Raw genomic sequence first — 14015 nt, 5'->3', positions numbered from 1 at the left:
TGTATATTATGGAGATGTTGACCACCCTGTTTCGGGCCAAATTGACCCAGGGGTTAGCTGACTTTTGGGTTGCAGCAAATGCTATAAAAGCATGTACAAAAATAGTTATTTAAAAGGTAATTTCATTAATGGCTGTTTTCCGGTTCTACGTTACGTTTTCTTCTCATAGATTCTCCCTTTAGTTCGATGCGGTGTGCATCATGAACGATCCGGTCAAGGATCGCATCAGCAACGGTTTTTTCACCGATCACTTCAAACCATTTACTGACCGGCAATTGCGAAGTGATGATAAGTGAGGTCTTACCGTGCCTGTCTTCAATGATCTCCATTAGTGCCGCCCTGCTTTGTGCATCAAAAGGCTGGATACCAAAGTCGTCGAGTATGAGCAGTTGTTGTCGTTCGATCTTAGCCAGCTCTTTCATATAGGAGCCGTCCGCCTTGGCCATCTTAAGCTTGGCAAATAGTTTGGGCGTACTGGTGTACAATACCCTGTAGCCCAATACACAGGCCTGGTAGCCCACAGCAGAAGCAATATAGCTTTTACCGATACCGGTACTCCCGGTGATCAGCAGGTTCTCGAAGCGGTCAACAAACGTACAATCCGCCAGGCGCATGATCTGGTTGCGGTCAATACTTCGGTCAGCATGATAGTGAACATCTTCAATTGAAGCTTTATAGCGAAACCTGGCATATAGGATCGTGCGTTCAATACGCCTGTTCTGCCGGTCGTCCCATTCTGCATCTACCAGGTGGGCCAGCAGTTCATCTGCCGTATAATCGTTTGTTTTACCGGTTTCCATGCTGCTTTTAAAGGCATGGAACATGCCGAAGAACTTCATCTTCCGCAGTTTGTCTAAGGTACTTGTGTTCATGTTATTGTTGTTTTAATGGTTATTTGTAATAGTCTTTTCCCCGGATATTACCATGATCAGGCATAGGTAGTTCATCGGCAAATATGCTTTCCTCATAATTGTCCATCTTGTTTTCCAATATGGTCTGTATCGTTTTATAGCTATAAATACCATAACTGAGCCCCCGCTGACAGGCCATTATTAACCGGTCGTTCCCTGCTTTTTTTGCAAAGCCAAGTATCCCCAGGCAGGATTTGTAAGCCTGTTCGGGGTGCTGTTTACGTTCCAGTATCTGATGAATATATAGCCTGACATCCTCATGGATAGAGGTCGCCCAATTGAGGAACATGTCTGGTGTCCAGTCACTTTTAAAGCGGTGGGCGCTGGCCATGTGTTCTTTGTCGGTAGTATAACCGTAGGGGTTCTTTTCGCGCTGATGTAAAGCGATACGCTCATAATTGTAGTAGATCTCTACAATGGTGCGGGAATATAACAGCTTGACCTTTTTGCCGATGAAGCGGTAAGGAACGCTGTAGTAGTGTTTATCCGGGCCGAGATTGACATGGCCGTTCTTGATCACTCTGGCATAAAAGTGTTTTTTGAACTGGTAACGCAGGACAGGCAGCGGTGACAAGGTCCCACGCTCTATCTCTTCAAACTGTAGTATCCTGCTGTAATTGCGGCCTTTAAGCAATTGGCTGTTATGGGCTTCCAGGGCCTGCCAGATCGCTGTATTGAGTTCTGTTAAAGAATGGTAGATATGCTTGTTTAAAGGGGCGTATACCTTGGTATAAATGATCTTAACGGCACCTTCTACCAATGCCTTGTCGCGAGGGCGGTACGCCCGAGCTGGTAGTATGGTTGTGCCATAATGATCGGCAAAGTCTTCAAATGTTTCGTTGAGGGTAGGTTCATAGCGACTGCTTTTGGTTACGGCGGCCTTCAGGTTATCCGGCACAATGGCGGCAGGAACGCCCCCAATAAAGTGCAGGGTATTCTCGCAGGCCGCTATAAAGTCTTCCTTTTGCTGGCTCATAACAGCCTCTACATAGGTGAGCTGGCTGGCACCAAGGATCGCTACAAAGACTTCTACTTCAATGACTTCCCCGGTTTCCTTGTCCGTGTAGCTCATCTTTTCACCCGCATAATCGACGTATAGTTTGTCCCCGGCCTTATGATCCATATGCATGGTCGGATTGACCCTGGTCTTCCACTGGTTATAATACGTGCAAAACTGGGTATACTTATAGCCCTCGGGGAACTCTTTGATATAGGCTTCCCACAAGATCTGCCGGTTCATACCGGTCTTTTTAAGCTCTTTATCGACGTGGGGGAAGCAGCGCAGCATGGATTGCATACGGCTGCTTGGCTGGTTGTTTTCCCTGGTCTTGCCGAAAATGTCTTCCAGTTCCTTATCGTTCAGGCTATTAACTTCTTCGAAGGTAAAGCCGCTCTTCTTAAGGATTGCCAGGTACTTTCTTACGGTATTCCGGGATGAATCAATCTGGGCAGCTATAAATCGCGTGCTGCGACCCTGGCTGTTCATCCTTAAAATCTTTCTAATCTTACTCATGCTGATTGTCAAATTGGCCATCTTAGAACGGGTCTTTTACCCTCAAAAGATGGTTACTTTTACAGCATTTGCTACTCCTTTTGGTGGGTCAGTTTGCCCCGAAATACCATGGTCAGTTTGCCCCGAAACGTTGGGTCAGCTTGCGCCGAAATGGTGTGGTCTCATTCATCATAATCTCCACAACAAAATAAAGCGGTTAATTGAGGCAAAATATTAGAAAGATTGCTTCGGAGTAGGGTCACGAAACAATACAGAAGACAAGGTTCCGGCATCATAATAGCCGACCTTTTCTGTAAGGCCCAAAACAAACTTTATGAAGTTTGCTATCTTGCGGGCAGCAAATTATATTGCAAATATAGCAATTTCAATAAACAGAAATTAACTGTAATTATTCTCGTGGTAATTTTATTGTCAATTTATTAAAAACTTGACATCATTTATAAACTGCAAAAATAGACAGTGTTTAATAAGTCAATTCGATTTATCAATCTGAACAATGGTTTTTGAGCACACTTTTTCTTTTTTTAATTTTGAATCATTATGATTTTACAGTATTGCTCTGATCTACATTTAGAGTTTACCCAAAATGAAGCTTATCTTAAAGCTAATCCCATCCGGCCCATCGGTGATATTCTGATATTGGCTGGCGATGTTACCCTATTTACAAAGATAGAGCGGCAAAAAGACTTCTTTGATTATATCAGTGATCACTTTGAGACGACCTATTGGATGCCAGGGAACCATGAATACTATCAAAGTGATATTTCATTTCGATCCGGATCATTTGAAGAAAAAATCAGAAATAATGTATCCTTAGTAAACAACACTACTATAAATATTGGCTCACATCAATTACTATTTTCAACATTGTGGTCATCTATCAGCTTGTTAAATGGCTGGCGAATAGAACGTGGTTTAAACGACTTCTATCAAATCAGTTACAATGGAAAGCATTTGCAAGTTCCCGATTATAATGATTTTCACAAAAACTGTCTTGAATTTCTTCGCCCTGCTTTAGCTGTAGAAACACCGGGTAAAAAAGTGGTGATCACACATCACGTCCCTACATTTAAAAACTATCCGCCTCAATATAAAGGCGACTTCTTAAACGAAGCCTTCGCAACGGTACTCGATGATTTGATTTTAGACACTACACCCGATTATTGGATTTATGGGCATCACCATAAGAATATTCCTGAGTTTAAAATAGGGCACACCAAAATGCTAACCAACCAACTGGGTTATGTTCACCAAAATGAAAATTCACTTTTTCATAGTGACAAGTGTATTGAACTTTAAAGGAAAACCACAAATATTCATACAAACGTTTTCCTTTTTTACTTGCTCTACTGTTTGACAATTCCGGCAAACAGACTGTGCACTATCAAATTTTCATGTAATTTATTGTTGCAATACCGAGGACCCATATTAAAAGCAGATCAGACATTTGAAGAGAAATTGCAAGGCACTTTGCAACGCTATAAATAAAATACCTAATAACCGTATGAATATCAATTAATTAAGATGAATTAGGTAGCGCGAGTAACTACTATTAATTGTTTTTAAAAGTCTTTTGTATTCATTTAAAGATTACTAACCAAATACTTTAGCAAGAATTTGTATGCAAATTGTATGCAAATAAAAAAGCACTTATGGTTTTTATACCGTAAGTGCTTGATTATTAAGTGGGAGTTACTGGGTTCGAACCAGTGACCCTCTGCTTGTAAGGCAGATGCTCTGAACCAGCTGAGCTAAACTCCCTTCGTTTTGGGATTGCAAATATAGAGTTTACCGTTAATTAGTCAAAAAATATTTTAAAATATTTTTAACAGGCATAAAGTGAGGTGATTACATGGCTATATTATGGCCCGGCCTTGGGTCTTCGGGTAAAATTTCCATCTCGGGGTAGTCAATATAGTCGGCATACCATTGTATGGCACTCACCACATCCAGCGCATCCTCTGCTGCTATATTGATGGTTTCGAAAGCGTACAGCTTATCGTGAGCGTACCCGTAGAGTTGAATTTCGCTTTCGCTTGGGCTGAAGCGGTCGTGGTTTAAACAGTAAACTCTTAATTTTAAACCGGTATCTCTTGAATGAATAACATCCCTGCATGGATCCTTAGGATCGGTAGCCAACAAATATACATTGTAATCCATCTGCGTAGTATTGGGAGTAGTTTATAAATATCTTAATGATAACTAATTACCGGGCATTGTGTTTTTTATAATATAAATTATAACCCTTGGGGGAATTTTCCCCATAAGTTGTGAATGTATTTCCACAGCCTAAAACCATGTCCCCGAAAAAAGGCGTTATTTCTTAATAATTAAGCGTTTTATAATTTCGGCACAGGTATTGAATTAGAGTCAATACCCTTCTCAAAGGGTGTTTTTCATAGGTAGATGTAGGGCCGAAATACTGCGAGAGTCTTTCGGCCTTTTTTTGTTTTAAAATTTGCTCTCTTTTTTCAGCTACTCCCTTTTCAGCTACTCCTCATTCGGCTAATAAGTTTAACGCCAAACTCAATCCGTTAAGGGAGGTTGTTCGTTTATCATCATAATTAAACATCTATAAGCTTAATCAGTACTTATGAAAACAGAAACAAATTCAACTCCAGGCGGAGCAAATATGGCAAGGCGGTCGTTCTTGCGATACGCCGGTGCGGGTGCCGCTGCTGTTGCTGTGCTTGGCGCAGCATCCTGCTCAAAGTCTTACGTAACCCCAGGTTCCGACACAATCGATATCGGCTCCGGGGATATTGGTATTTTAAACTATGCTTATGCGCTTGAGCAACTGGAAGCGGCTTTTTACCTGCAGGTAATAGCCACACCATACAGCGGTATAAGCAGTATCGAAACTTCTTACCTTACTGATATAAGGGACCACGAAGTTTTGCACCGCGACTTTTTTAAAGCTGCGATAGGGTCTGCCGCTATTGGAACCTTGACAACCGATTTTTCGTCCATCAATTTTAGCGACCGTACAAGTGTGCTTGCCGCTGCCAAATTATTGGAAGATACCGGCGTTACAGCTTACGATGGCGCGGGTTACTTAATACAAAGTGCCGACTATTTAACTATAGCAGGTAAAATTGTTTCGGTTGAAGCCCGCCATGCGGCCCTTATTTCTAACCTTATAAAATCGGGAAGCTTTGCCGATACCGACCAGGTTGACGCTAACGGTTTAAATAAATCGGCAACAATTGCTCAGGTGTTAGCAGGTGCTAACGGGTTCTTGAAAACCAAAGTTTACGCATCTAATTTTAATTACCCTAAAGTTTAAAACCGCCATGAATTTATTTAATATAATAGACGAAATAGAAAAAGTTGATCCGGAAATACACGAAAGATTAAACCCCCGCCGTGCCGCTATCAAAAACATAACCAGCTTTGGTTCTAAAGTAGCCTTTGCCGCCATGCCATTTGCATTAGGTACTATGTTTAAAAAGGCATACGGAGCAGCTTCTACAACTGATATAGTTGGTGTTTTAAATTATGCTTTGACGTTGGAGTACCTGGAGTCTTATTTTTACAACCAAGGCACTGCCAGTGGTGTTGTGCCGGCGGCAAATCAGGCTTACATTGCAGAAATAACTGATGATGAAAACAAGCACGTTACTTTCCTAAAAAGTGTAATTACTTCATTGGGAGCTACCCCTGTTGCTTCGCCGGTTTTTGATTTAACGGCTGGCAACAATAAAGGCAATGGTCCATTTAAAGATGTTTTAACCAACTACACCACGTTTTTGGCTGTAGCACAAGCATTTGAAGATACAGGTGTACGTGCATATAAAGGCGCGGCACCTATCTTATTAGGCAACCAGGTGGTTTTAACTGCCGCTCTGTCTATCCATGCAGTTGAGGCACGGCACGCGTCTGCTATACGTTTATTGCGCCATAACCTTGGCCATGATGCAAATACCCGCCCTTGGATTGTTAGCACATCTGCTAAAGGGAATGATACCGGGGTTGCAATTATAGATGGTAACTACGCCGGCGAAGAAAACGTAACGCAAGGTGGTGTGAATTTGGTAACCGCTTTGGGTACATCAACAGCTGTTGCTACTGCGTCTTTTGATGAACCACTAAGCAAAGACCAGGTACTGGCCCTCTTAGTTGGTTCGTTCATTGTAAGCTAAATCGCCTTTTCAAAAAAAAGAAGAGCAACAATAACAAAGCGGCCCGGAAAATTCCCGGGCCGCTTTGTTATATAAAACCAATAACCTTATTGATTAGTTATGGCCTTGTAGGGCGTTGCGGGCGCTGCTGCTCCTGCTGTTGCCTTTCTTGTTCCCGGGCTTGCTGGCGTTGCTGCTCTGCCTGTTGCTGGCGCTGCTGATCCTGCTGCTGCTTTTGTTGCTCGCGGGCTTGCTCTTGCTGTTGGCGTTGTTGCTCACGTGCTTGCTGCTGTTGCTGGTCCTGCTGTTGTTTTTGTTGCTGGCGAACTTGCTCCGCCTGCTGGCGTTGTTGCTCTGCCTGTTGCTGACGAGCCTGCTCTTGCTGCTGACGTTGTTGTTCGCGCACTTGTTGCTGTTGCTGGTCCTGCTGTTGCTTTTGTTGCTGGCTAACTTGCTCCGCCTGCTGGCGTTGTTGCTCTGCCTGTTGCTGACGTATCTGCTCTTGCTGCTGGCGCTGTTGTTCGCGCACTTGTTGCTGTTGCTGGTCCTGCTGTTGCTTTTGTTGCTGACGGACCTGCTCTTGCTGTTGGCGTTGTTGTTCGCGCACTTGTTGCTGTTGTTGGTCCTGTTGTTGCCGTTGTTGCTCACGTGCCTGACCCGCCTGCTGACGTTGTTGCTCCGCCTGTTGCTGACGTATCTGCTCTTGCTGCTGGCGCTGTTCCTGGCCGCGCTGTTGTTGTTCTTGTTTCCTTTGCAGGTCGGTTTGCTGCTCCCGAGCCTGATCTGCCTGTTGGCGTTGCTGATTGGTTTGCTGCTGACGCTGTTGTTGCATTTGCTGGCGTTGCTGCTCCCGAGCCTGGTTCGCCTGTTGGCGTTGCTGCTCGGTTTGTTGCTGGCGCTGTTGTTGCATTTGTTGGCGTTGCTGCTCACGGGTCTGGTCTGCCTGTTGGCGTTGCTGCTCGGTTTGCTGCTGGCCTTGTTGTTGCGTTTGCTGATCGCGTTGTACCTGCATTTGCTGGCGCTGCTGCTCACGGGCCTGCCGTTGTTGATCGGCTTGCTGGCCTTGGTTATTCAGGTCGGTAGGGCGGGGGGTAGGCCTGTCGTTTCCAACTTGCTGGCCGGGTTGCGCGGCGTTACCTGCATCTGCGGGGCGCCTGTTAAAGCGGCCGCTACCGTCCCCCCGCTGTCCGTTTGGAGTGTTGGGGCGGTTGTTGTTCATTGCAGGGTTAACAATACCGGTACGTACAAAGCGGCTGTTGTTTGAACGGGCCTCGTTTGCCAGTCTGCCGGCATTTTCGCGTTGGGTAACCGCGCCATTGCGGCGATCTGTGCCACCTATTCGCTGAGTGGGGTTTTGTTGCCTGTATGCTGCGCCATCAATTACTCTTGATGGGCGTGCGTTTCTGTCCCTGCGGATATCCGGGCGGTAAAAATTAACCGAGTTGCGGTTGAAAGTGTTACGTGAAGGACGATCTAAATTATTAATAGTGTACAATCTTACAGGGCGATTGGTATAACGCTGTATTTCATCGCGGCGTGGGCCAGTTATAAAAGTACGGTTGTTATACCGGTAAGTATTACGAATAAAATTACTGCGGCCGTATATAGTATGTACCCGTGCGTATGGCACACAATAGTTATAAACATTGGTATAGTTAATATAAGCATACGGGGCAAACGACCAGTAAAAATCGGGCACGGAATAAGAGTTGTAATAATCGTCGCCGTAGGATGCATTGTATGCCACATCAGGGGTCATCGGTGCCCAGCCATAGTAGCCGTCGCCGTCTCTCCAGTCAACCCAGGCGGGTGCCCACTCGCTGCCGGGTACCCATTCCCATCCGTAGTAATCGTCGTAGGTCCAGCGGCCATAGTGGAAGGTTGCCCATCCCCAGTCGTAGTCGGATACCCAGGTATTGCCATAGGAAGTATACACCCAGTGGCCATTGGTTACATACGGGCGAAAGTCCTGATCAACATCAGGCACCCATACGTCGCCATATTTGGCATCGTATACCCAGGTGCCGTACGGCGCAAGCTGATCATAGAACTCCTGTGTAGAGATGTATTGCCCGCCATCATCCTGTGCGGAGCTTTTTGCAGGGGCAATTGCCATCAGCATGATGGCTAAAAGTGCTGTCCCCCATATTTTGGTTAATATTTTCATAATAATTCGAGTAAGATAGGCTTATATACAGGTATGACTGCGCTAAGTATAAAACGTTTAAACAATAAATAGTTTTAAGCCTTATATTGTATAACAAAACGGCGGCAGAGAAATTTTAGCACATTTGGTTAATTTCTGCGCTATCTTTTAATAATTTTACAGGCATTTTTAACCCAGCATTATGAGCACAGTAAACATCCCTCGCCTCGACCTGAACACTTATATAAACGGAAGCGCAGAAGAAAAGAAGCGGTTTTCTGACAGCATTGGCAAAGCTTTTAACGAAACCGGCTTTGTTACCGTAACTAACCACGGTTTAAGCAAAGAGCTGATGGATAAATTATATGAGCAGGTAAAAACCTTATTTGCCCTGCCCGAAGCAACCAAGCAACAATACGAAATCCCTGAGCTGGCAGGCCAGCGCGGTTATACCGGCAAAAACAAGGAAACAGCCAAAGGCTTTAAGGTGCCCGATCTGAAAGAGTTTTGGCAGATAGGCCAGATTGACCCGGAAGCAACCGCCAGTAAGGAAGACTATCCGGATAACATGGAGGTTGCCGAATTGCCCGAATTTAACACCACTACCGAAGAAGTTTATAAAAAACTGGAAGCTGCGGGTAAGCATCTGTTGCGCGCCATAGCGGTTTACCTGGAACTCCCCGAAAATTATTTTGATGACAAGGTAGCGCACGGCAACTCGATACTGCGCACGCTGCATTACTTCCCGATAACAGACCCGGACGCTTTACCTGATGATGCAGTACGTGCCGGCGCGCATGAGGATATCAACCTGATCACTTTATTAATTGGTGCGAGCGCCGATGGTTTAGAACTATTAACCCGCGAAAACAAATGGTTCCCGGTTACTGCTTTTGGCGAAGATTTGGTAGTGAACGTGGGTGATATGCTGCAACGTTTAACCAATAACAAGCTAAAATCTACCACGCATAGGGTGGTGAACCCTCCGCGCGAGCAGATGAAGAATTCCCGTTTTTCCGTGCCGTTCTTCCTGCACCCCAAATCAAATATGGATCTCACCAGCTTGCCATCAACCATAGATGCCGGGCATCCGAAGGTTTATACCGATATCACCGCAGGGGAATATCTGGATGAGCGATTGAGAGAGATAGGGTTGAAGAAATAGTTAAACAAGAAAGCCGGCGATGAGTCGGCTTTCTTGTTTAATAGCTGCCGCGAGATTAGCATAGCGTATCTCGTGGTATAGCACAACGCAAGCATCCTGCTTGCGAATAACAGCTGGAAGCTGTTGCCATGCTATTACAACGAGTTGGAAACTCGCGGTAGCAACGTTTTTTTTATTCTCTACTCCAACTCCACTTTCTGGTGTTGATACGGTATCTCCATATTGGCAAATCCCTTTTCCTTCAGTTTTTCGGCAAAATGCTGCTGCACTTCGTACTCGCCATGGACAAGGAACAGCTGCTTTACTAATGCAGGGTCCTGGCAACTGAGGAAATGGAGAAGGTCTTCGTAGTCGCCGTGGGCGCTCATGCTTTTGATGGATTGCACCTCGGCATTTACCTGGTATTGCTCGCCAAAAATGTGCACCTCCTTTTCGCCGCGGGCGAGGCGGCCGCCTAAAGAATTCGGCTCGGCGTAGCCAACCATTAATATCGTGTTCTTTTGATCGTTGATGTTGTTTTTTATATGGTGCTTCACCCGCCCTGCCTCGGCCATGCCCGATGAGGAGATGATAACGCAAGGCCTTACATCATCATTCAGCGCGATAGATTCCTGAGTGGACTGAATGAATTTCAACCCCTTAAACCCAAACGGATCGGCATCTATCTTCATTACTTCTTTTACATCGTTATTATAAACCTCGGGGTGGTCTTTCAGTACCTGGGTGGCCTTCTCCGATAGCGGGCTATCCACATAGTAAGGCACATCGGGTAATTCGCCTTTCAATTCTAATGCATTTAGGGCATAAAGCAGTTCCTGGGTGCGGCCAACACTAAAGGCAGGGATAATCACCTTGCCCTTTTTAACCTCGCAGGTATGTTTGATAATTTCTAACAGGGCATCTTCAATGGGGCCTATGTCTTTATGCAGGCTGTCGCCATAGGTGGATTCCAGCAGGATATAATCCGCCTGTGGGAAGGTTTGCGGGTTTTTTAGCAGCAGGTCGCCATAGCGGCCCACATCGCCGCTAAAGGTAATGTAGGTCTTCTTGCCATTTTCTATAACCCTGATGTGCACCGCCGCGCTGCCTAAAACGTGGCCTGCATCGGTAAATTTAAATTTCAGGTTTGGCGAAATATGATAGGGCTCGTGGTAATCCACTATTTTAAACAGGCTCAGCGCCTTGATCACATCCTCTTCGGTATACAAAGCCTCCAGTAGGGGCAGGCCTTTGCGGGCGCGGTGCTTATTACTGTACTCATTATCCTGCATTTGTATCTTGGCCGAATCCGCCAGCAAGATCTTACAAAGATCCATAGTAGCGGCGGTGCAGAAGATCTGCCCTTCAAAGCCTTCGGCCACCAGGCGCGGAATTAACCCGCAATGATCTATATGCGCGTGGGAGAGAATGAGGTAATCCACCTTTTGCGGGTTGAAGCCAAAATGCTCGTTCATTTCCTCGGTTTGGTCGCCCAGGCCCTGGAACATGCCGCAATCTAAAAGTACACCCGTACCATCCTGTAAGCGTAAAAGGTGTTTGCTGCCGGTAACGTTACGGGCAGCGCCGTGAAAGGTAATATCCATTTATAATTAGTTGTGGAATGAAGAACCAAACATGCGCATAAAAGTTTAATAAATAAAAAACTAAGTTTTTAGTTGTAAATCTCAATTTTATATTTTAACTTCGTTTAACTAATAAGTTAGTTTGATTATTATGATGGAAATTAAAGAGTTAACCCGCGCCGAAGAACAGATAATGCAGGTACTTTGGCAACTAAAAAAAGGCTTTGTAAAAGATGTGCTTGATGTGTTGCCCGAGCCAAAACCGGCTTATAATACGGTATCAACCATTATCCGCATACTGGAGACCAAAGGCTTTGTTGGGCACACCGCCTACGGCAAAAGCCATGAATATAACCCTATAGTAAGCAAAGAGCAGTATAAAAACTTTGCTGCCGATAAATTGCTGACAGGTTATTTTGATAACTCGGTTAACCGGATGCTTTCCTTTTTTGTGAAGAAAGAGAAAATAGACCTGAAAGAGGCAGATGAGATCATGAAACTGATTGAAAAACTTAAAGATAAATAGTTATGGCTTGGTGGCATTATTTATTACTGGTAAATATTTACCTCACCCTGTTTTTTGGCTTTTACGCGCTGCTTTTACGCCGCGAAACATTTTTTCAGCTTAACCGCATTTACCTGGTAGGTGCGGCGTTGTTGTCATTTTTTATCCCGCTGATACAGTCGGAATGGGTGAGGAACCTGTTTATTACGCAAAAGGTACAATATGCTTTTTACGGCACCGGTACCGATATTAATATAACGGCACTGGCACCTATACAGGATAGCACCTACACCCTGGGAGAAATTATGGTAATGATATACCTGGCCGGCGTAATTGTGCTTGCCTTGCGGCTGATGTGGCAATTTATACAATTGCGCAGGGTGATAAAACGAGCCACGCCATCGGCTACGCCTTATTCTTTTTTTAATACCGTAAACGTTGCCGAGGATACCGAAAGCCGCGAGGTGATCATAGCGCACGAAGAGGTGCACGCGCAGCAGTGGCACTCCGCAGATGTGCTGATCATCGAGGCGGTAATGATCATTAACTGGTTTAACCCGGTGGTGTACCTGTACCGTTTTGCTATCAAACATATCCACGAGTACATTGCCGACAGGCAGGCCATTAAAGCCGGTAACGATAAAGCCGAATACGCCTTATTGCTGCTGAGCCAAACCTTTAATGCCCCGGCGCACCAGTTAGTTAACCCATTTTATAACCACAGCCTATTAAAACAACGCATTATGATGTTGCAAAAAAATAAATCGCAGCGGGTTAAGCTGCTGAAATACGGCTTATCGGCACCTTTATTTGTATTGATGTTGGTACTGTCGTCTGCAACCATCAGTAACAGCAAAGCGGTAGAAAGAATCCATGATAATGCAGAGGAACTGTTTTTACAACCGGCAACAGCCGCAATATCAAATAACGATGTGGAAGAAATACCTTTAAACGAACAGGCGACCGCCAAAAACTTGTTGTTAAAAGAGACCGTAGTAGAAATTGATACTAACAAGAAAAGCACGGTTTATACAGCCGTACAGGATCAACCCAGGTTTCCGGGTGGTATAGAGGCTTTCCCAAAGTATTTGGCAAAAACCATCAAATATCCAAAAATAGCCCGCGAGCATAATGTACATGGGCGCGTGATATTAACTTTTGTGGTAGAGAAAGACGGCTCGCTGAGCGATATTAAGGTACTGCGCGGTATCGGCAGCGGCTGCGATGAAGAGGCTGTACGTGCGGTAAAAGCATCACCAAAATGGATAGCCGGAAAGCAGGGTGGCAAAAAGGTGCGCGTGCAATACTCGGTACCGGTGAATTTCGCGCTGCTGAGCGAAGCCGCGGCAATCAAAGTTGGGCAAGCCGACTTGAGCACCGGTTTAACCGAAGCTATATTTACCGAGGTAGAACAGCAGCCGGGTTTTCCAGGAGGTAACGTTGCTTGTGCCAAATATTTGCAAACCAGCATTAAATACCCTGTAGAGGCCCGCAAAAATAAAGTACAGGGTAGGGTAATAACCAGTTTTGTGGTGATGAAGGATGGTAACATCGGCGATGTGAAAGTGTTGAATGGAATTGGTTACGGTGCCGACGAGGAAGCTGTCCGCGTGATCAAAAACATGCCGAAATGGTATCCCGGTATGCAAAATGGCCGGCCGGTAAATGTAAAGTATACTTTGCCCATAGCGTTTACTTTGGATGGTAAACAGCTAAACCTTCAAGGGAAAATAGACCCCTCCATTTATCCTAAAACATACACCGCGGTAGCCGGTGATGCTACCACGTTAAAAACAGGCGATGGCACCACATTTATAGAGTTGAAAGGACCGATAAAGCCTCTATACATGGTAGATGGCAAAGAAGTAACGAATCTGGGTACCATCAATCCCAAAGAAATTCAAAGCATCAGCGTTTTAAAGGATGCTTCGGCTACGTCTATATATGGCGATAAAGGCAAAAACGGTGTGATAGTTGTCACCATGAAAAAGGCTAAGTAGAAGCAAATAGTTAATTATAAACCCTGCGTCGGTGGATGAAAAATCCGCCGGCTTTTTTTTTCGCATTTATCAAATGCATATCGCTAAATTTA

At 45.0% G+C, this 14015-nt stretch carries 11 protein-coding genes and 1 tRNA gene; 6 read left to right on the top strand and 6 right to left on the bottom strand.

Annotated elements, in window-relative coordinates:
* Positions 1–125: 125 nt before the first annotated feature.
* Positions 126–872: an IS21-like element helper ATPase IstB gene (istB, locus tag ABIX36_RS04160; RefSeq protein WP_091369152.1), complete on the bottom strand. Its 747-nt coding sequence runs from the start codon at positions 870–872 to the stop codon at positions 126–128.
* Positions 873–891: 19 nt separating this feature from the next.
* Positions 892–2424: an IS21 family transposase gene (gene istA / locus ABIX36_RS04155; protein WP_348080902.1), complete on the bottom strand. Its 1533-nt coding sequence runs from the start codon at positions 2422–2424 to the stop codon at positions 892–894.
* 540 nt (positions 2425–2964) lie between these two features.
* Here istA and ABIX36_RS04150 point away from each other — a divergent pair.
* Positions 2965–3723, top strand: a complete 759-nt coding sequence (locus tag ABIX36_RS04150; protein WP_348080901.1) for a metallophosphoesterase — start codon at positions 2965–2967, stop codon at positions 3721–3723.
* 387 nt (positions 3724–4110) lie between these two features.
* Here ABIX36_RS04150 and ABIX36_RS04145 read toward each other — a convergent pair.
* Together ABIX36_RS04145 and ABIX36_RS04140 are read right to left on the bottom strand one after the other, a co-directional pair.
* Positions 4111–4185 (bottom strand) — tRNA-Val (locus tag ABIX36_RS04145).
* A gap of 87 nt (positions 4186–4272) precedes the next feature.
* Complete coding sequence (locus tag ABIX36_RS04140) at positions 4273–4584, bottom strand: hypothetical protein (RefSeq protein ID WP_348080900.1); 312 nt, start codon at positions 4582–4584, stop codon at positions 4273–4275.
* Positions 4585–5017: 433 nt separating this feature from the next.
* Here ABIX36_RS04140 and ABIX36_RS04135 point away from each other — a divergent pair, with 433 nt between their 5' ends.
* Positions 5018–5710 carry a ferritin-like domain-containing protein gene (locus ABIX36_RS04135; protein WP_348080899.1) on the top strand — a complete coding sequence of 231 codons (693 nt, stop codon included), beginning with the start codon at positions 5018–5020 and terminating at the stop codon, positions 5708–5710.
* 7 nt (positions 5711–5717) lie between these two features.
* The gene (locus ABIX36_RS04130; RefSeq protein ID WP_348080898.1) at positions 5718–6566 is read left to right on the top strand and encodes a ferritin-like domain-containing protein; all 849 of its coding nucleotides are present in this window, start codon (positions 5718–5720) and stop codon (positions 6564–6566) included.
* A 97-nt stretch (positions 6567–6663) separates the two neighbouring features.
* On the opposite strand, the gene ABIX36_RS04125 is transcribed toward ABIX36_RS04130, so the two are convergent.
* The gene (locus ABIX36_RS04125) at positions 6664–8712 is read right to left on the bottom strand and encodes a DUF6600 domain-containing protein (RefSeq protein ID WP_348080897.1); all 2049 of its coding nucleotides are present in this window, start codon (positions 8710–8712) and stop codon (positions 6664–6666) included.
* A 181-nt stretch (positions 8713–8893) separates the two neighbouring features.
* On the opposite strand from ABIX36_RS04125, the gene ABIX36_RS04120 reads away from it, so the two are divergent.
* On the top strand, positions 8894–9856 hold the full coding sequence (locus ABIX36_RS04120; protein ID WP_348080896.1) for a 2-oxoglutarate and iron-dependent oxygenase domain-containing protein: 963 nt from the start codon (positions 8894–8896) through the stop codon (positions 9854–9856).
* Between the two features lie 179 nt (positions 9857–10035).
* Here ABIX36_RS04120 and ABIX36_RS04115 read toward each other — a convergent pair whose 3' ends face one another.
* Positions 10036–11439: an MBL fold metallo-hydrolase gene (locus ABIX36_RS04115; protein WP_348080895.1), complete on the bottom strand. Its 1404-nt coding sequence runs from the start codon at positions 11437–11439 to the stop codon at positions 10036–10038.
* Between the two features lie 133 nt (positions 11440–11572).
* On the opposite strand from ABIX36_RS04115, the gene ABIX36_RS04110 reads away from it, so the two are divergent.
* Both ABIX36_RS04110 and ABIX36_RS04105 read left to right on the top strand, forming a co-directional pair.
* Positions 11573–11944 carry a BlaI/MecI/CopY family transcriptional regulator gene (locus ABIX36_RS04110; RefSeq protein ID WP_128535586.1) on the top strand — a complete coding sequence of 124 codons (372 nt, stop codon included), beginning with the start codon at positions 11573–11575 and terminating at the stop codon, positions 11942–11944.
* Between the two features lie 2 nt (positions 11945–11946).
* Positions 11947–13923 (top strand): TonB family protein, encoded by a 1977-nt coding sequence (locus tag ABIX36_RS04105; RefSeq protein ID WP_348080894.1) that lies wholly within the window; start codon positions 11947–11949, stop codon positions 13921–13923.
* Positions 13924–14015 lie beyond the last annotated feature (92 nt).

The sequence above is a fragment of the Mucilaginibacter sp. genome, assembly GCF_039925265.1.
Taxonomy (GTDB): domain Bacteria; phylum Bacteroidota; class Bacteroidia; order Sphingobacteriales; family Sphingobacteriaceae; genus Mucilaginibacter.
This window is presented reverse-complemented; position numbering and strand designations above follow the sequence as displayed.